Here is a 16,702-nt window from a genome sequence, read left to right as displayed (position 1 = left end):
TTGGGCGGCAGGACGTGAGAGAGCGTCCGGGATTTAAGTGCAGGAGGTGAGAGAGCGTCGGAGGGGGCCGGGACTGATAATTTGAGCTTGTGAATAATCCGGCCGAGATGGTTGTCCCCCGAGTCCAGGCAGCCATTGCCCAAGCGTTCGGCGAGGAGTTCCGCGACACCGATCCGGTGGTCCGGCCGTCCCAGTTCGCAGACATCCAGATCAACGCCGCCATGGCCCTCGCCAAAAAGGTTGGCATGCCGCCCCGCGACGCCGCCGCCAGGATCGTCGAGGCGCTGGAACTCGACGGACTCTGCACCGGCGTCGAGATCTCCGGCCCCGGCTTCATCAACCTCACGTTCGACGGCACCTGGATCGAGGAACTCCTCAATGTCCAGGCGTCCCAGCCGCAAGGCGGGCCGGAGACGCAAACCCGTCGCGTCGTCGTCGACTATTCCTCCCCAAACGTTGCAAAGGAAATGCACGTGGGGCACCTGCGCACCACCGTGGTGGGGGACAGCCTGGTGCGCGTCCTCGAGGCGCTGGGGCACACGGTGATCCGGCAGAACCACATCGGGGACTGGGGCACGCCGTTCGGCATGCTGATTGAGCATTGGCTGGAGATCGGCGAGGATTCGCCCGAGGCCGCGCTGCTGGTGGAGGACCCCAGCGCGTTCTACCAGGCGGCCCGGGCAAAGTTCGACGCGTCTGATTCCGGGCCGGAGAGTTTCGCGACACGTGCCCGCCTCCGCGTGGTGTCGCTGCAGTCGGCGCACGAGGAAACGCTGGACGTGTGGCAGCGGCTCGTGGACCACTCGAAGGGCTACTTCAACGCGATCTACGCCAAGTTGGGGGTCAGTCTCGAGGACGAGCACATCGCCGGCGAGAGCTCCTACGATCCCCATTTAGCACAGCTGTGCCAGGAATTGGAAGAGCGCGGTCTGGCCCGGATCAGCGAGGGTGCGCTGTGCACGTTCCCCGCAGGGTTCACGGGCCGGGACGGGGAGCCGCTGCCGCTGATCATCCGAAAGTCCGACGGCGGCTACGGGTACGCCACCACTGACCTTGCCACCATCCGCTACCGGATCCAGGAACTCCATGCCGACCGGATCCTCTACGTGGTGGGCGCGCCGCAGAACGTCCACCTGCGGATGGTGTTTGAATCCGCGCGCGAGGCCGGATGGCTGCCTGACACGGTCGAGGCCACCCATGTGCAGATCGGCAACGTGCTGGGCGAGGACGGCAAGATCCTGAAGTCCCGCTCGGGCACCCCGGTGAAGCTCATGGCCCTGCTGGACGAGGCCGTGGACCGCGCCCGCGCCGTGGTGGACGCGAGCCGCCCGGAGCTCTCGGAGGAGGAGCGCGCGGTGACCGCCCGGCAGGTGGGCATCGGCGCCGTGAAGTACGCCGACCTCTCCACGGGCCACGACACCGAGTACGTATTCGACTTCGACCGGATGCTGGCACTCAGCGGCAACACCGGCCCCTATGTGCAGTACGCCGCCGCGCGGATCCGCTCCATCCTGCGGAAAGCGGGAGACCTCGGGGACGTGCCGACGGGGGTGGACCCAACGGCGGTGGCGCTGGCTGCAGCGGGGGAGCCGCCGGCGGTGGCGAGGATCGCCGTCGTCGAACCTGCCGAGCGCGCCCTGGCGCTCCACCTGCTGGAGTACGGCGCCACCCTCCGCAGGGTGGGGGAACTGCTGGAGCCGCACCGACTGTGTGCGTATCTGTTCGAGCTCTCGCAGCTGTTCACCTCGTTCTACGACCAGTGCCCGGTGCTGAAAGCGGACGATTCGGTCCGCGAGTCGCGGCTCGCGCTGTGCGCACTCGTCCTCCACAGGCTCTCCGAGGGCCTGGACCTGCTGGGCATCGAGACCCCGGAGAACATGTAGCTTCAGGGCGGGGCCTGGCGGGCGCCTCCTAGCCGGCCAGTCCGGCGCCGAACTCCTCGACCTCGATCAGCGGTTTGATGACCTTCTCGACTTCGCCCTGCACGAAGTTGCGTCGGATCACGTTGTCTCCGAAGACGTTGCCGAGCGCGCCCAGAACCATGGCCTGGTCGAGCGAAAGGTAGCGCCGGGCGATGGTTCCGGACTTCACGGCCACGGCGTCGAAGAACCCGCCCTGGCCGTAGGCGCCGAGTTCGTTCTCGATCTTCACCAGGTTGTCGTATGCCTCGCGGGGCTCGTATTCCATGGCGAGGAAGGCCGCGTGGGGAGTGACCACGCCGTCGCCCCAGGCCGGCGTCGGGTTGCTGGCCGGCCGGCAGCCCTCAAAGCCCACGTCTACACTGGTGCGTTCGACGTCGGACGGGTAGCCGTCGCTGCTCATTCCCAGGATGTCCACGCCCCACTCGGAGTACCCGCCGTTGGGGTGGCTGGCGGGGGAGAAGCCCCAGTACCCGTACTTGGCGTCGTCCAGGCCGAACTCACGCTGCGCCCGGACGGTCAAGGGGTGGTTGATGCCCCAGGCCTTCGGCGCCCAGCTGGATTCGGGGACGAACAGGTCCGGCATCAGGGACTCGAACATGTCCCCGCCCCAGCTCGGCACGATCCGCATTCCGCGATAGGTGTAGGCGCCCTCGAAAACGTCGATGCCCATGTACATGCGGTGCTCGCCCACCGGCTTCTGCTCCTGCCAGGACCAGTCGCACGTGTCCGGGAAGACCCGCATGGTGGCGAAGTAGTGCGCCGGCGGGAGCTGGCCCAGGGCGATGCCGATGTACGTGGCGATCCGGGGCTCTGAGTTGGTCACGTCGTAGTGGTTCATTGTGTAGTAGACGTCCGGGCCGCGGCCCAGGTAGTTGCCCTGGACCGTTTCCACGGGCGGTTTGACGTCGTAGAAGCCGCCCCGCAGCAGACCGGCAGCCACACCGGGCCGGGCGTCTTTGTTGTAGAAGATCCCGAAGTCCATCCTGCCCAGGATGGTGTTGGCCAGTCCGGCGACCTTCGGCTCGGCGTAGCGGACCACCATCAGGGCTGCAGCGAACCAGCCGTTGTCCACGCTTGACATGAACGGCGCCACGGGGTTGCCGTTCTCGGGCCACACGGTGATGACTTCCCCGGTGGCTTCGTCGTACCAGTTGTAGAGCATGCCGCTGGGCTCGTGGTGCTTGAGGCCGGTCAGCGTGGTGAGGGTGCGGGTCAGCCGCTCACGGCACTCGCTGGCGCTGATGATGTTCAGTTCCCGGGCTACCACCGTGCTCCACATGTAGCCGCCGATGTTGGTGGGCGAGGTGAAGCCGCTCCGCTTCGGCGCGGTGATGGACTCGCCGATGTAGTCGGCGGGCAGGCCGGTCGCGGGATCAGTCATGGCTTCCAGGGACTTCCAGGTGTCGCGCGCCCACCGGGTGATGACCTTGCGGTCCACCCCGCCCAGGTTTCGTGCCCGGGAAAGGTACGACGGCGACTGCGCGCCGGGCGCTGCGAAGCCGGGTGTCGCCGTGGCGGCGGTGAGTCCGGTGACGGCAAAGGCAGCCGCACCGGCGAGTAGCTGGCGGCGGGTGGCGGTGGAGAATCCCGGGGTGGCATCAAAGCGCTGGTTCATGAGCTCAGTCCTGACTGGGTAGCCGTTGCGGTTCCGGCCTGCGGCACCTGCGGCAGGTGCGGCAGCCGCAATCCGTGTCCGAACGGGAAGAGGGGATCGGCGGTGTCTCCGGGGACATCCGAGCGTGAAGCACGCACGGCATCCATGGACCTCGGAATATCGAAGGGGAGGCTGCCCTGCGGCTCAACGCGGCCGAACAGGGCATCGAGGAGGGCCGTGTCCGAGACGCCGAAGGTGCCCACCAGGGCCGCAGCGAACCCGGCCAGCGGCGTGAGGATGGCCGGCCGGTCCAGCCGCACGTCGATGATCAGCGGAACCTTCGCGGCCAGGGTGCGGAGCCGGGAGACCAGCCCGGGCGGGAAGTCCAGGCTTCCGGCGTGGAAGTGCTGCTCCAGGAACAGGTCGTCGCGGTGGTCCCAGGGGGAGTGCAACCGGATCACCGCAACATCCGCCTGCTCGGGATCCTGCACCACAGTCCCGAAACCGTCGAAGCTCAGCGGGTCCATGCCCTCGACGTAGACGGCGGGTGAGCCGGTCAGCGGCAGCGCAGTCCCGCCGTCGCGCGTTCCGTTGGCCAGTACGGTGACGGACTGTGCCTGCGCAAGGTGGCCCTCATGCCGGAACTCGGCGTTGCCCACGATTTCGGCCGCGGCGTCCTCGTCCACGAAGGGGTTGTCGAACAGGCCGAGCTGGAACTTGACCAGCAGCAGGCGGCGGGCGGATTCATCGAGTCGTTCCTCGCTGACCAGGCCGTCCCGGACCAGGCCAAGGAGCAGCTCGGTGCATTCCTCCCCGCCGAACTGGTCCACGCCGGCGTTGAGGATCTTCAGCATCCGCTCGGGTGCGGTGAGCTCTTCGACGCCCCAGGCCCGTGCCGGCAGCACCTGGTCGCCCACGATGTTGTCGTTGACCAGTTCCCAGTCGCTGAGGACCACGCCGTCGTAGCCGAGCTTGTCCCGGAGCAGGTTGGTGATGATCTGCTTGTTGTAGCCGAAGCCGACTTCCTCCACCGGTTCGCCGTCCAGCTCGACGCCGATCGGCATGCCGTAATACGGCATGATGGCGCTGGTCTTTTCCGCGATGGCGGCCCGGAACGGAGCCAGGTGCTCGTCGAAGCGGCCGCCGGGGTAGACCTGTTCGCGGCCGTAGGGGAAGTGGGCGTCCTCGCCGTCGCGCTGCGGACCGCCGCCCGGGAAATGCTTGGTGGTGCAGGCTACGCTGTCCGGCCCGAGTTCGTCGCCCTGGAATCCTTGGAGGTATTCCACGACGTATTTCGAGCTGAGCTCCGAGTCCTGCCCGAAAGTTCCAGCCTGCCGGCACCAGCGGGGCTCGGTGGCCAGATCGACCGTGGGGTGCAGCGCGGCACGGATGCCGACGGCGGTGTACTCCTTGCGGGCGATCTCTGCGAAGCGGCGGATCAGGTCGGCGCTGCCTACCGCGGCGAGGCCGATCGGCTCGGGCCACTGCGAGAAGTGCGCGGCCGTGAACGAGACGCCGGAATTTTCGATGAACGCGTGGCGCGGGTCCGTGGAGATCGTGACCGGGATGCCGTGCGGGGTCTGCGCGGCAAGGGCCTGCAGGGTATTGCTCCACCGGGCGGCCTCGCGGGCGGTGCCCAGGGCGTGGATGTTGAAGTGGTTCATGAACTTGCCCAGGATCACGGTGCTAGTGGGCGACTTGCTGATGTTGCCGGGTGTCTCCAGCAGGGTGCCGTCGGGGCCGGTTTCGATGACCGTGTGGAACATCAGGCCGGCCTTTTCCTCGAGGCTGAGGCGGGCCACGAGGTCGGCGGCGCGTTCGTGCGGGCTGAGCTCCGGATTTTCGAAGGGATCCATGATCCCGTTGCCGTTGAGGTCCCGGTAGTTGCCGGGCGTCCCGGAGGCCGTGGGCGTCCCGGTTGTCCCGGTTGTCCCGGTTGTCCCGGTTGTCCCGGTTGTCCCGGGGCGCGGGCTGGTGTGGATGTGAGAAGTCATGGGTGCTCTCTTGCGTCAGGTGGAGTCTGGAAGGGCAGGGGAGAAGGCGGCCTATTTGATGCCGGTGGCTGCGACGCCTTGGATGAAGTAGCGCTGCAGGGCAACGAACAGCAGGATGATGGGCGTGATGATCAGGACCGATCCGGCCAGGAGGAGGCCGTAATCCGTGGCGTTCTGGCCGGTGGAGTACAGCGACAGGGCCACCGGCAGGGTGTACATCTCTTCGCTCTGGGCCACGACCAGCGGCCAGAGGAAGTTGTTCCACGACCCCAGGAACGTCAGGATGCCGAGGGTGGCCAGCGGCGGTCCGCACAGGGGCATGACGATCCGCAGGAAGGTACGCAGTTCGCCCGCGCCGTCGATCCGGGCCGCTTCGATGAGCGAATCCGGGATGCCCATGATGAACTGGCGCATCAGGAACACGCCCATCGGCGCGGCCAGGAACGGCAGGATCAACGCCGGGTACGTGCTCACCAGGCCCAGCTTGCTGACCATCACGAACAGCGGCACGAACGTCACCACGCCCGGGACCATCAGCATGACCATGACCAGCAGGAACAGGAAGCGCTTGCCCGGGAAGTCCATTTTGGCCAGCGCGTAGCCCACCATGGAGCAGAACAGCAGGTTTCCGAGCACTGTGAACACGGCAACCACAACGCTGTTCAGGAAGAATGTGCCGATCTGCAGTTCGTTGAACCAGCTGGAGAAGTTCTCCAGCGTCGGCTGCTCCGGCCACCACGTGATGGGCCGGCGGAGGAGTTCGCCCTGGGTCTTGAAGGCGCCGAGGAACATCCAGACGAACGGCAGGAGCGTCGCGGAAACCCCCACCACCAGGACGGCGTAAGTCAGCGTGCGGCGCGCCGGCGCGCGGCGGCCGGACCGCCGTCGTGCGTTGCTCCCTTGAGGGGAACCACCGGTGGTGTTGGTTCCGGCCGGGGCGGTTCCGCGTACGACGGCGGCGGCTTCGGTTCCCGGGGTCGTTGCGGCGGGTGCCGCTGCATCGAGCGGTGAAGTGTCAGGGATCGTCATGGGGATCGGTCCTCAGTCCTTGGATCGCAGGGCTCGGAATTGGAGCAGGCTCAACAGCGCGATGGCCACGAAGAGCACATAGCTGGCCGCGGAGGCCAGTCCGTATTTGCCGAACCCGAACTGGTTGTACGTGAAGTAGCTGACCGAGAGGGTCGAATCCAGCGGGCCGCCCTTGGTCATCACGAACGGTTCCTCGAAGAACTGCAGGAAGCCGACCGAAAGCAGCACGGTTCCCAGCAGGAGGGTGGGGCGGAGCATGGGCAGCGTGATCTTCATAAACCGCTGCCAGGCATTGGCGCCATCGACCTCCGCGGCCTCGAGGATGTCGCCCGGAACGGCCTGCAGACCGGCCAGGAAGATGATCATGAGCGTGCCCAGGTTCCGCCAGACGGCCATCATGATCAGGGCCGGCATGGACCAGGTGGTGCTGTTCAGCCAGTCCGGGCCTGCGATGCCCACCCAGCCGAGGATGACGTTCAGCAGTCCGTCAGGCTGGAGGATGAACCGCCATACGACGGCCACGGCCACAATGCTGGTGACCACAGGCGTGTAGAAGCCAACGCGGAAGGCTGTGCGGAAGCGGCTGATGCCGTTGTTCAGGGCCACGGCAAGCGCGAGGGCAAGGATCGTGGTGAGCGGGATTCCAACCACCACGAAATAGGCCGTGTTCAGGACGGAATGCAGGAACTGCGGGTTCCGGAAAAGCGCGGCATACTGCTCAAGTCCTACGAATCCCACCGCGAACGGGTTCTCGATGTCGCGACTGGTGAAGTCCGTGAAGGACATCAGGAACGATGAGAGCAGCGGTCCAAGCATGAACACGCCGAAGATGAGGACGAACGGCAGCGCGAACAGCCATGCCGTGATGGCGTTCCGGCGGCGCCGTGACTGCCCTGTGCGGACCCTGGCACGGGCCGGAGGCCTGCCGGCATTTTTAGTGCCGGCAGGCGGTTTGGTGCCGGCAGGCGGCGCGTTGGTGGTGGCCACTGTTACTTCCCGGTGCCGATCGAATCTGCGGCCTGCTGCAGGGACTTCAACGCCTCCGCGGGGTCCTTGCCGGCCTTGACGATCTGTTCGATTTCGCTGTCAGCGGCGGCGGCAACCTGGGTCCAGGTGGAAACGGCCGGCGGGTTGTTGGTGTTCTTGAGCTGGTCGCCGAAGACGGAGAGCTTGCTGTCCGACGCCAGGGACTGATCCTTCCAGGCGCTCTGCTGCGAGGGGAGGTCACCGGTGGCCTTGTACCACTTGAGCTGGACCTCGGGCTTGGACAGCCACTGCAGGAGCTTCCAGGAAGCATCGCGGTTCTCGGACTTCTTGAACACCACCATGTTGGAGCCGCCGACAAAGGACGTTGAGGTCGTCTCCTTCGGCATCGGGGCAACCTTGTACTTGTCCTCGAAGCCCTCGCCGCCGGCTTTGTTGAGCAGGCCGACGTGCCACGGGCCGCTGATCATCATGGGTGCGGAACCGTCTACGAAGGATGCTTCGGCAGTGGTTCCCGTGGACACTGCCTTGGATGCGAGCCCGTCGGCGAAGAAGCTGGAGTAGTACTTCAGCGCCTCTGCCGCTTCGGGGGTGTCGAGGGTCCACTTGGTGCCGTCGTCGTTCATCAGCTTGGCGCCGTTGGACCACTGGAAGGGGAGGGTGTCCAGGTAGGAGCCGGCGACGCCGGCGGGTAGCTGGACCCCGTATTTTGCCCCGGCCTTCTCCTGCAGACCCTTGGCAAGGGCTTTGAAGTCATCCCAGGTTTCGGGCGCCTTGGTGATGCCGGCCTTCTCCGCAAGGTCGCTGCGGTAGTAGACCACGCGGGTGTCGACGTACCACGGCACCCCGTAGGTGGTTCCCTCGACTTCGGTGGACTTCACCGAGCCAGGGAAGAAGTCGCTGGCGTCGATCTCCTGGGGCGTCGCGTCGAAGGAGCTGGCGAAATCGCCCATCCAGGTGGTGCCCATCTGGGCGACGTCCGGGGTGGTCCCGCCCGCGATGGCGGTCTGGTACTTGCTGAGCGCGGCGTCCCACGGGATGGCCGTGACGTTGACCTTGACGCCCGGGTTTTCGGCTTCGAACTCCTTGAGCAGTGCCGGAAGGGCTTCGCCTTCGCTGCCCTGGGCCCACAGCGTGATGGTGCCGGATGCCGGCCCCGAGGCAATGGGCTTGGCCGATGACGCGGCGGGCGAACCTGCGGAGTCCCTGCCGCAGCCGGTCAGCAGCAGTGCGGTTGCAAGGCCGACGGCGGCTGCCTTCTTGGCGTTCGGATGGATCATCATTGTTCCTTTCATCGGTCCCGCAGGCGCGGCCGGCTTCGGCTGGTGCTTTGGCTGTTGCTTTGGCTTCAGCTTGGGCTGGGGCGCGGCGGGGCGGGGCCGGTGAGGCACCGTTCCGCAACTGTATCTAAGCGCTTTGATTTATCGCTTGAACCAATCTAAGCGCATTGAATGTGATCTTGGCAACAGATAGCGGAAAGAAACTTGTTGCGCGGGGAGTGGGCGCGGGGGGCGTGCGCAGGCCGGGCGAGGGCAGAAGCTCCAGTAGGGCGGCGCGAAGGCGAAGGACGCCGCCCGGGCCGTCCCGTCGTCGTCGGGCGCCCTGATGTTTGGGGTGACTGCGGGCTTTAGCCCGGCTGGCAGCCGCAGCTTTCACGCAGCACGACGCGCACGGGAAGCTTGAGGGCCACCGGCGGCTTGTCGGGATGGTCCAGCCGGTCCAGGAGCAGTTCCACCATGGTGCGCCCCATCTGTTCCATGGGCTGGCGCACGGTGGTCAGCGACGGCCTGATGACCCGCCCGGCAGCGATGCCGTCGAAGCCTGTCACGGCAACGTCCTTGGGAATCCCGACGCCGGCGGCGGCCAAGGCGTCCATAACCACCAGTGCGTCCTGATCGGTGGCGCATACAAAGGCGTCGGGCAATGAGCCCTGCCGGCATATGGAGCTGACGACTTCCGCGACGGCTTGTTCATTGCCGCACGGGTATTTCGCCTCACGCGTCGTTGGCAGTCCCGCATCGCGAAGCGCGCCGAGGAAACCCTCAAGCCGCTCCTCATTGTCCGAGGAGGGCATGCCGCCGAGGAACATCAGGTCCGACAGGCCGTGCCCCGCGATGAGGTGTTCGGTGATGGCCCGCACGCCGGAAATGTTGTCCACCGTGACGTGGTCCAACTCGCGGTTATTGACGTTCTCGGACACTTCCACCACGGGGATGCGCCGGGCGATCCGCGCAAGGGCCTCGCTGGGTACGGACCGCGGGAACACGGCCAGTCCGTCGACGCGGCCGGCAATGTCCGACAGCACAGCCTCGTTGTTTTCCGGGTTTCCGCCGCCCACGAGCAGCGCCTGCCCCCGGCGCCAGCACTCGAGTTCAACGCCGCGCTGGACCTCGTCCACATACAGCGGAAACAGCCGAAGATCCTCATTCCGGCGTTCGAGGTCAGCTGCCGCAGGGTCCTCGGAGTCCTGGCCTTCGCCGTGGATTCCATCGGCGGGGTCCAGCAGGTAGTCGTAGGCAAAAAGCCCCAGGGCGCCTGTCCGGCCCCGTGCCAGGCCACGCGCGCTGGCGCTGGGGACGTAGCCCAATGCGTCGGCGGCTGCCAGCACAAGCTCGCGCGTTGATGCCTTCACTTTTTCGGGCTGCCGGAAAGTGAAGGAGACGGTCGCGATGGAGACGCCCGCCCGCTCCGCAACGTGGTAAACCGTGGGACCTTTTGCCATTTCACTTCTCCTTCTCCCCCGAGTCTATGCGCTTAGTATCCCGTTGGGGAGTGCAGCTATCCGACCTGGCGATTCCGATCCTCTCGCTGATCCTGCGGGTTTGCTGGCGATCCTCTCGCAGATCCTGCGGGTTTTCTGGCGACCCTCTCGCAGATCCTGCGGGTTTTCTGGCGGAGTGAGAGAGGGTTTGGGTTTTGGGGGCAGGGGGTGAGAGAGCGTCCGGAAAAGGGCGGCAGGAAGTGAGAGAGCGTCCGGAAAAGGGCGGCAGGAAGTGAGAGAGCGTCCGGAAAAGGGCGGCAGGGAGTGAGAGAGCGTCGCATTTGGGATCGGCAGGATTGTGACGCTTGACACGTGTTAGGTCGTTCATCTACAGTTCCTAACACGTGTTAGGAAGGAAATTGACATGACCGGAGCCACAAACGGGCACCTGCGGGAAATCACCCGCCGTACCGCCCTGGGTGCCCTCGGCGCGGGAATCATCGGAGCAACCGTGGCGTCGTGGCCGCGGCTCTCCGGAACGGACATTCCGGGCCGCGGGGACAACAGCCTCAGCATCGCCATCATGGGCACCGCCGCGGACGCCGCTGCCCGCCAGCGCGCCATCGACGCCTTCACCCGCCTCCACCCGGAGATCAAGGTCAAGGTCCAGGCCATCCAGGCCGTCGACTGGAAAGACTTCTTCACCAAGATCCTCACCATGGTGGCCGCGGGTACCCCGCCGGATGTGGTCTACGTGGCCACCGAAGGCGCCCAGCTCTTCGCGGAAAAGCTCGCCCACCCCCTCGATGAATACGTGCGCCGCGACGCCGCGGACATGAGGGAGTTCTTCGACGACGTGCACCCCAGCCTCGTCGAGGCCTTCATGTACAAGGGCAGCCTGTACCAGCTCCCCATGGACTGGAACGCCGCCAACATGTACTACAACACCACCGCGTTCGCGCAGGCCGGACTGGAGCGCCCGGCGGACGACTGGACCCACGTGGACTTCCGCAACAGACTGGCCGCCATGCGGAAGGCCCGGACCTCGGACTTCACGCCGTACTACTGGACCAACCGGCTTTTCGGCGGCGTGGTGCCCTGGCTCTACGCGAACGACACCAGCTTCCTGAAGGAAACGCGCTCCACGGGCGGGGAGTGGCTCTGGGACGGCTTCTATGCCAATGATCCCTCCCGCAGCCTCCGCTCCGGAGGGTACCAGTGGCTGGAGCCCAACGCGAATGACGACCGTGTGTTCGAGTCCTTCGACTACCTCCGCGGGCTGGTCAAGGACGGGCTCGGCGTCCGCCCTGAGGAAGGCGGCGGCAGCTCCCTGGTGGGACTCTTCGCTTCCAACCGCATCGGAACCACGCCGGCGGGCGGCTACTGGGTGCAGGGCCTCCACGAGGCGGGGATGGGCGCGAACGATTTCGACGTCCAGTTCTTCCCGCGCTGGAAGACCCAGCGCCACCAGTTCGGCACCGCCGGCTACGCGATCATGAAGACCGCCAAGGACAAGGATGCCGCCTGGGAATGGATCAAGTTCAGCTCCAGCCGCGAGGCCATGGAACTGATCTTCCCCAACCCGATTACGACGCCGGCCCGCCGCTCCATGGTCAACGAGCAGCTTTACGCCGGCAAGGGACCCGCCCACTGGAAGGTCTTCTACGACACCCTGGACCGGTTCCCCACCACTGGCCCCATTCCGGCGCCACCGCAGCAGGCCGCCGTCGAAACGGCCCTGATGAAGAACGTATCGCTCGCCGTCAGCGGCGACGAACGCCAGCTGAAGCAGGCGCTCTCGTCCATGCAGCGCGACCTTGAACTGGCCCTGAGGAGGCAGTCATGAGCACCACCAGCCCGCACCGGGAGCGGCCGAAGCGGACCGCCCGCCCGGCCGCAAAAGCACTCGCTAATCCGGGCGCCGGCCGATCCGCCGGGCCCGCCACAGCCGGATCAGCCCGGCACAGCCAGCGCTGGCTGGCCTGGATCTTCCTGGCCCCCACCATCCTGGGCATGGGCCTGTTCACCCTGATCCCGATTGTGGCCTCCGTGGTCCTGGCCTTCTTCCGCTGGGACATCATTTCGGCGCCGACCTTCGTGGGCTTCGACAACTTCTCCGAAGTGGTCCAGGACCCCACCGTCCGGGTGTCCTTCCTGAACACAATCCTGTTCGTGGTGGTGGCCGTGGCCTTCCAGTTGGGGCTCGCCCTGGCACTGGCCATCATGGTGCAGGAGAAGATGCCGGCCTGGCTGCGCGTATTCTTCCGCTCCGCCTTCTTCTTCCCGCTCATCCTCTCCGCGGCCTCGGTTTCCATCTTCATGCGGTACCTCTTCAACGAGCAGTTCGGCGTGGTCAACTGGTTCCTGTCCCTCGCGGGCATCCCCGCGGTGCCGTGGCTGACCACGCCGGGCGGGTCCGCCGCCGTCGTGATCCTTGTCTACGTGTGGCAGAACTTCGGGTTCTCCTTCCTGCTGTTCATCGGCGGCCTGGCCTCCATTCCCGTGGAGACATACGAAGCGGCATCGATAGACGGCGCCACCGGCTGGCGCAAGCACCTCTACGTGACGCTGCCGCTGCTGAGCCCCACCACGCTGGTGGCCTCGGTGATGGCGATCATCAGCGCCCTGCAGGTGTTCGACCAGCCCTACGTGCTGACCCGCGGCGGCCCCGGCGACTCCACCCGCACCGCCGTCATGGTCATCTTTGAATCGGCCTTCCAGCGCCTCGAGTTCGGTCAGGCCTCCGCCATCGGTGTGCTTCTCACCCTGATCATCATGGCCATCACGGCCGCGCAGTTCCGGCTCAGCAAACGATTCGTCTTCTACCAGTAAGGCCAGCCATGACAACCACAACAGACCACGGCCTGGCTGGGCATTCCCCCCGGCTCTCGGAAGGCCTCCCGGAAACGTCACCCAACCGGCGCCGGTTCAGCTGGAACTTCGCCATCCGCATCGTCCTGCTGCTGATCGCGGCAACCCTGACACTGGGCCCGGTGCTGTGGACCCTGTCCACGTCGCTGCGGTCGCCGTCGGAATCCTTCAAGCTGCCGCCGTCGTTCTTCCCGTGGAACCCGGATTTCACGTCCTACGGTGAAGTATTCCAGCAACTGAATATCTTCCTGCTCGTCCTCAACAGCGCCTTGGTGACCGGGCTGATCGCGGTGGGCCAGATGGTGACCGCGGCGATGGCAGGCTACGCCTTCGCGCACCTGAAGTTCCGCGGCCGCGGCGCACTCTTCTCGATCGTGCTGGCCACCATGATGGTGCCGGTGCAGGTCACGATCGTGCCCGTCTTCATGCTGATCCGCGGCATGGGCCTCTCGGACACACTGCTGGCGCTGATCCTGCCGGCCATTCCGACGGCGTTCGGCACCTTCCTGATGCGCCAGTACTTCATGGGGCTCCCGGCCGAGCTGGCCGAGGCCGCCGCGATCGACGGCGCCAGCCCGTGGCGTACATTCCGTTCCGTGTATGCGCCGCTGGCGATGCCCGGCATGGCGATCGTGGGGATCCTCGCGTTCAACTTCCACTGGAACGAATTCTTCCGCCCGCTCATCCTGACCATCTCCGAGCAGAACTTCACGCTCCCCCTGGGCCTCGTCTCGCTCCAGGGCAACCTGGGAACCGGCAGCATCTCCGTGGTGCTCGCAGGCGTGGTCCTGTCCATGATCCCCGCGCTGGTGGTCTTTATGTTCGGCCAGCGCGCACTGCAGGACGGCCTCACCGCCGGCACCGGCAAATAATCCACTCACTGAAAGGCCCCTGCCATGCCCTCCCCGGACCTCGCCGCCGTCCACTTCGACGACGTCGCCGCCGCCCACCCCGACCCCGCCTTCCCCCGGTTCCACCCGCGACCCGCGCAGGGCTGGATCAACGACCCCAACGGCATCAGCTACATCAACGGCCGGTACCACGTGTTCTTCCAGTACAACCCGGACTCCGCCCGACACCACCGGATCGCCTGGGGCCACGTGAGCTCCGCCGACCTGGTGCGCTGGGAGGAGCACCCGGTGGCGCTGCGCCCCCAGCCCGGCGGTCCGGATGAGTACGGCTGCTGGACCGGTGTGGTGACGGACGACGGCGGTGTTCCCACCGCTGCGTACTCGGGCGTCCGCGGCGACGGCGGCCACTCACAGGTGGTCATCGCCCGCGGCTCTTCGGACCTGGTCCACTGGGAGCAGACCGGCCACGTGGCGGCTACCATGCCCGCCGACGGGGAGGTCACCGCGGTCCGCGATCCGTTCATCTTCCGGTTCAACGGCAAGCGGTACGCCATGCAGGGCGCCGGCCTGGCCAGCGGGCACGCCGCGTTGCTGCTGTACACGGTGGAGGACATGTCCGACTGGAAGTACCAGGGCATCTGGCTGACCTCGGAGAACCCGGTGGCTGCCGAATCCACGCCGGCCGAGATCTGGGAATGCCCGCAGCTGGTCCGTGTGCCGGACAATGCCGCCGGCGGTGCCGGGGCTGCCGGCGACTCCGGAACCTGGCTCATGATGTTCTCGCTCTGGCTCTCCGGCGATGCGCACGAACACGCCAACGGCGTGGGCCACCTGGTCGGTTCCCTGACCGAGGACCCGGCCACCGGGCTGCCCGTATTCACGCCCCGGGGCGGCGGAAAGTCGGACCTGGGCCGCGACTTCTACGCTCCGCAGGTGGTAGCGCTGGAGGACCGTGCCCTGCTGTGGGGCTGGGCCAATGAAGGCCCGGGCCGCGACGGACGCCGCGGCCGCAGCCAGGACGACATCGAGGCAGCCGGCTGGGCAGGTGTCCTGACCTTCCCGCGCGAGCTCTCGGTGGTGGACGGCGCCCTTGCCGTCAACCCCGCCCCCGAAATCGAGGCCTACCGGGGAGCGATGCTGGCCAGCGGTGCCGGAGGGACCGTTGTGCTTCCGCCGTTTGCCGAGGCCGTGGTGACCGGTGCTGAAGCCTCGGGCGCCAGGGACGCCGTCGTCGAACTCCTGCTCGTGGGGGACGGCACGCGGCAGACTGTGTTCAGCGGAACCGTCGGGCCGGGGGAGGAGCTGCGGGTCTTCGTGGATGCCTCGCTGGTGGAGGTGTACCGAAGCGGTTCCGTGGCCACGACCCTGCGCGCCTACCCGGCGGCCGGCGAAGAGTGGCAGCTGCACCTTCCGGCCGGCGCGACGGCGGAGGTCTGGGAGCTGAGCCAGCCCTCCTAAGGCTGGTGGGCGCCCGGCCGGCCTTAGCGCCCGGCCGGGACGGGGCCCGTGGAATCCCGGACCACCAGGCGGCAGGGCACCATCGTCTCGCCGCCGGTACCAGTGCCGGTACCGGCGGCGGCGCCGGGAGCCGTGCCGCCGTCGTCGTGCTTTCCGTTCGGGGCGGACCCCACCTCGGCGAGCAGCGCCGTCATGGCCTCCGCGCCCATCTCCCGAAGCGGCAGGGCCATGGTGCTGAGTGCGGGCACCATGGTCTTGGCGATGCGGAATTCGTCGTCGTAGCCCATGACCGACACATCCTGCGGGATGCTGAGGCCCAGCCGGTAGCAGGCGAGAACGACGCCGATGGCCAGACGGTCGTTGGCGCACAGGATCGCGGTGGGGCGGCTGGCCGGGTCCACGCCGTCGAGGAGTTTCATGGCGCCGTGGAATCCGGCGTCGGTGTCCCAGCCCACTTGGATGACCCGGTCCTCGTTCACGGGGATGCCGGCGCTGCCGAAGGCCTCGCGGTAGCCCTCGATCCGGCGGGGCGCCGCGGGGGTGAGGGAGTCCCCGGCGAGGAACGCAATGTCCCGGTGGCCCAGGGACATGACGTGCCCGGCGGCTTCCCGCCCGCCGCGGACCTCGTCCGGGATGACTGCCGGAAGGCCTGCTTCGGGCCGGTCGTCAAAGCAGTTGGCCAGGATCGATGGGACGCGTGCCATGTTCGGCGGCACATGCAGCGGACGCAGGCCCACGGTGACGTACATCAGACCGTCCACCTGGCGGTCCAGCAGGGTTTCCACGGCGCTTTCGTCCCGGGACTCATCCAGCTCCGTGTCCATCACGATGGTCACAAAGCCGTGCGACCGTGCCACGGCGTCCGCCCCGGCGATGATGTTGCCGTCGAACGGGCTGGTGACCACCTGGTCCGACACGATCCCGATGACCCGCGACTGCTGATTGCGCAGGCTCAGGGCGATTTTGTTGGGCGAGTAGTTGAGCGCGGCCGCGGCCTCCCGGATGCGCTGCTGGCTTTCGAGGGCCACGTTGCCGTTGCCCCGCCCGTTGAGCACGAGCGACACAGCGCTGCGCGAGACCCCCGCCAGCTTGGCGACGTCGAGTGCGGTGGCCTTGCGGTTCATGGGCTGATCCTCCGGAAGTGAAATCACTGCTTTGCTGCAGTTTACCTAACTCGTGTGAGCCCCGCTGTCCCGCCGGTTCCTTATACGACGCTCTCTCACTTGTTGCGGGGTTTTGCCGCACGCTCTCTCACTTCGTCGAAGAAAGTGAGAGAGCGTTGGGGGTGGGCGGCAGGA

General features: G+C 66.8%; 12 protein-coding genes. 5 read left to right on the top strand and 7 right to left on the bottom strand.

The window, feature by feature from the left end:
- Positions 1 to 107 precede the first annotated feature (107 nt).
- Positions 108 to 1,883 carry an arginine--tRNA ligase gene (gene argS / locus Q8Z05_RS02605; RefSeq protein ID WP_305943465.1) on the top strand — a complete coding sequence of 592 codons (1,776 nt, stop codon included), beginning with the start codon at positions 108 to 110 and terminating at the stop codon, positions 1,881 to 1,883.
- A gap of 28 nt (positions 1,884 to 1,911) precedes the next feature.
- Here the strand turns inward: argS and Q8Z05_RS02600 are convergent, their stop codons facing one another.
- The 6 genes from Q8Z05_RS02600 to Q8Z05_RS02575 form a co-directional block, all read right to left on the bottom strand.
- Entirely contained in the window at positions 1,912 to 3,537 is a 1,626-nt protein-coding gene (locus tag Q8Z05_RS02600; protein WP_305941946.1) for a glucoamylase family protein, read from the bottom strand.
- Complete coding sequence (locus Q8Z05_RS02595; RefSeq protein ID WP_305943464.1) at positions 3,534 to 5,372, bottom strand: glycoside hydrolase family 3 protein; 1,839 nt, start codon at positions 5,370 to 5,372, stop codon at positions 3,534 to 3,536. The genes Q8Z05_RS02600 and Q8Z05_RS02595 overlap by 4 nt, the downstream gene beginning before the upstream one ends.
- Before the next feature lie 189 nt (positions 5,373 to 5,561).
- Positions 5,562 to 6,539, bottom strand: a complete 978-nt coding sequence (locus Q8Z05_RS02590; RefSeq protein WP_305941945.1) for a carbohydrate ABC transporter permease — start codon at positions 6,537 to 6,539, stop codon at positions 5,562 to 5,564.
- Positions 6,540 to 6,551: 12 nt separating this feature from the next.
- Positions 6,552 to 7,526 carry a carbohydrate ABC transporter permease gene (locus Q8Z05_RS02585; protein ID WP_305941944.1) on the bottom strand — a complete coding sequence of 325 codons (975 nt, stop codon included), beginning with the start codon at positions 7,524 to 7,526 and terminating at the stop codon, positions 6,552 to 6,554.
- 2 nt (positions 7,527 to 7,528) lie between these two features.
- The gene (locus Q8Z05_RS02580) at positions 7,529 to 8,803 is read right to left on the bottom strand and encodes a sugar ABC transporter substrate-binding protein (RefSeq protein WP_305943463.1); all 1,275 of its coding nucleotides are present in this window, start codon (positions 8,801 to 8,803) and stop codon (positions 7,529 to 7,531) included.
- Between the two features lie 347 nt (positions 8,804 to 9,150).
- A complete protein-coding gene (locus Q8Z05_RS02575) occupies positions 9,151 to 10,245 on the bottom strand; it encodes a LacI family DNA-binding transcriptional regulator (RefSeq protein WP_305941943.1) in 1,095 nt (364 codons plus the stop codon).
- 403 nt (positions 10,246 to 10,648) lie between these two features.
- Here Q8Z05_RS02575 and Q8Z05_RS02570 point away from each other — a divergent pair, with 403 nt between their 5' ends.
- The 4 genes from Q8Z05_RS02570 to Q8Z05_RS02555 are packed head-to-tail and all read left to right on the top strand — an operon-like array spanning position 10,649 to position 15,404.
- Positions 10,649 to 12,070: an extracellular solute-binding protein gene (locus Q8Z05_RS02570; protein ID WP_305941942.1), complete on the top strand. Its 1,422-nt coding sequence runs from the start codon at positions 10,649 to 10,651 to the stop codon at positions 12,068 to 12,070.
- Positions 12,067 to 13,056, top strand: coding sequence for a carbohydrate ABC transporter permease (locus Q8Z05_RS02565; protein WP_305941941.1), 990 nt, complete (start codon positions 12,067 to 12,069; stop codon positions 13,054 to 13,056). Before Q8Z05_RS02570 ends, Q8Z05_RS02565 begins: the two co-directional genes overlap by 4 nt.
- Positions 13,057 to 13,064: 8 nt before the next feature.
- Positions 13,065 to 13,967, top strand: coding sequence for a carbohydrate ABC transporter permease (locus tag Q8Z05_RS02560; protein WP_305941940.1), 903 nt, complete (start codon positions 13,065 to 13,067; stop codon positions 13,965 to 13,967).
- 24 nt (positions 13,968 to 13,991) lie between these two features.
- Positions 13,992 to 15,404 carry a glycoside hydrolase family 32 protein gene (locus Q8Z05_RS02555; protein WP_305941939.1) on the top strand — a complete coding sequence of 471 codons (1,413 nt, stop codon included), beginning with the start codon at positions 13,992 to 13,994 and terminating at the stop codon, positions 15,402 to 15,404.
- 23 nt (positions 15,405 to 15,427) lie between these two features.
- Here the strand turns inward: Q8Z05_RS02555 and Q8Z05_RS02550 are convergent, their stop codons facing one another.
- Complete coding sequence (locus Q8Z05_RS02550) at positions 15,428 to 16,528, bottom strand: LacI family DNA-binding transcriptional regulator (RefSeq protein WP_305941938.1); 1,101 nt, start codon at positions 16,526 to 16,528, stop codon at positions 15,428 to 15,430.
- Between the last annotated feature and the right edge of the window lie 174 nt (positions 16,529 to 16,702).

This window comes from Arthrobacter oryzae (assembly GCF_030718995.1).
GTDB classification, from domain to species: Bacteria; Actinomycetota; Actinomycetes; order Actinomycetales; family Micrococcaceae; genus Arthrobacter; species Arthrobacter oryzae_C.
Note: the sequence above shows the minus strand (reverse complement) of the source record. Positions and strands in the feature narration are given on the sequence as shown.

Excerpts from the sequence above, each read along its gene's own strand:
- Q8Z05_RS02595 (WP_305943464.1), bottom strand. The coding sequence starts at position 5,372 with ATGGATCCCTTCGAAAATCCGGAGCTCAGCCCGCACGAACGCGCCGCC.
- Q8Z05_RS02560 (WP_305941940.1), top strand. The coding sequence starts at position 13,065 with ATGACAACCACAACAGACCACGGCCTGGCTGGGCATTCCCCCCGGCTC.
- Q8Z05_RS02570 (WP_305941942.1), top strand. The coding sequence starts at position 10,649 with ATGACCGGAGCCACAAACGGGCACCTGCGGGAAATCACCCGCCGTACC.
- Q8Z05_RS02555 (WP_305941939.1), top strand. The coding sequence starts at position 13,992 with ATGCCCTCCCCGGACCTCGCCGCCGTCCACTTCGACGACGTCGCCGCC.
- argS (WP_305943465.1), top strand. The coding sequence starts at position 108 with ATGGTTGTCCCCCGAGTCCAGGCAGCCATTGCCCAAGCGTTCGGCGAG.
- Q8Z05_RS02550 (WP_305941938.1), bottom strand. The coding sequence starts at position 16,528 with ATGAACCGCAAGGCCACCGCACTCGACGTCGCCAAGCTGGCGGGGGTC.
- Q8Z05_RS02590 (WP_305941945.1), bottom strand. The coding sequence starts at position 6,539 with ATGACGATCCCTGACACTTCACCGCTCGATGCAGCGGCACCCGCCGCA.
- Q8Z05_RS02575 (WP_305941943.1), bottom strand. The coding sequence starts at position 10,245 with ATGGCAAAAGGTCCCACGGTTTACCACGTTGCGGAGCGGGCGGGCGTC.
- Q8Z05_RS02565 (WP_305941941.1), top strand. The coding sequence starts at position 12,067 with ATGAGCACCACCAGCCCGCACCGGGAGCGGCCGAAGCGGACCGCCCGC.
- Q8Z05_RS02600 (WP_305941946.1), bottom strand. The coding sequence starts at position 3,537 with ATGAACCAGCGCTTTGATGCCACCCCGGGATTCTCCACCGCCACCCGC.
- Q8Z05_RS02580 (WP_305943463.1), bottom strand. The coding sequence starts at position 8,803 with ATGATCCATCCGAACGCCAAGAAGGCAGCCGCCGTCGGCCTTGCAACC.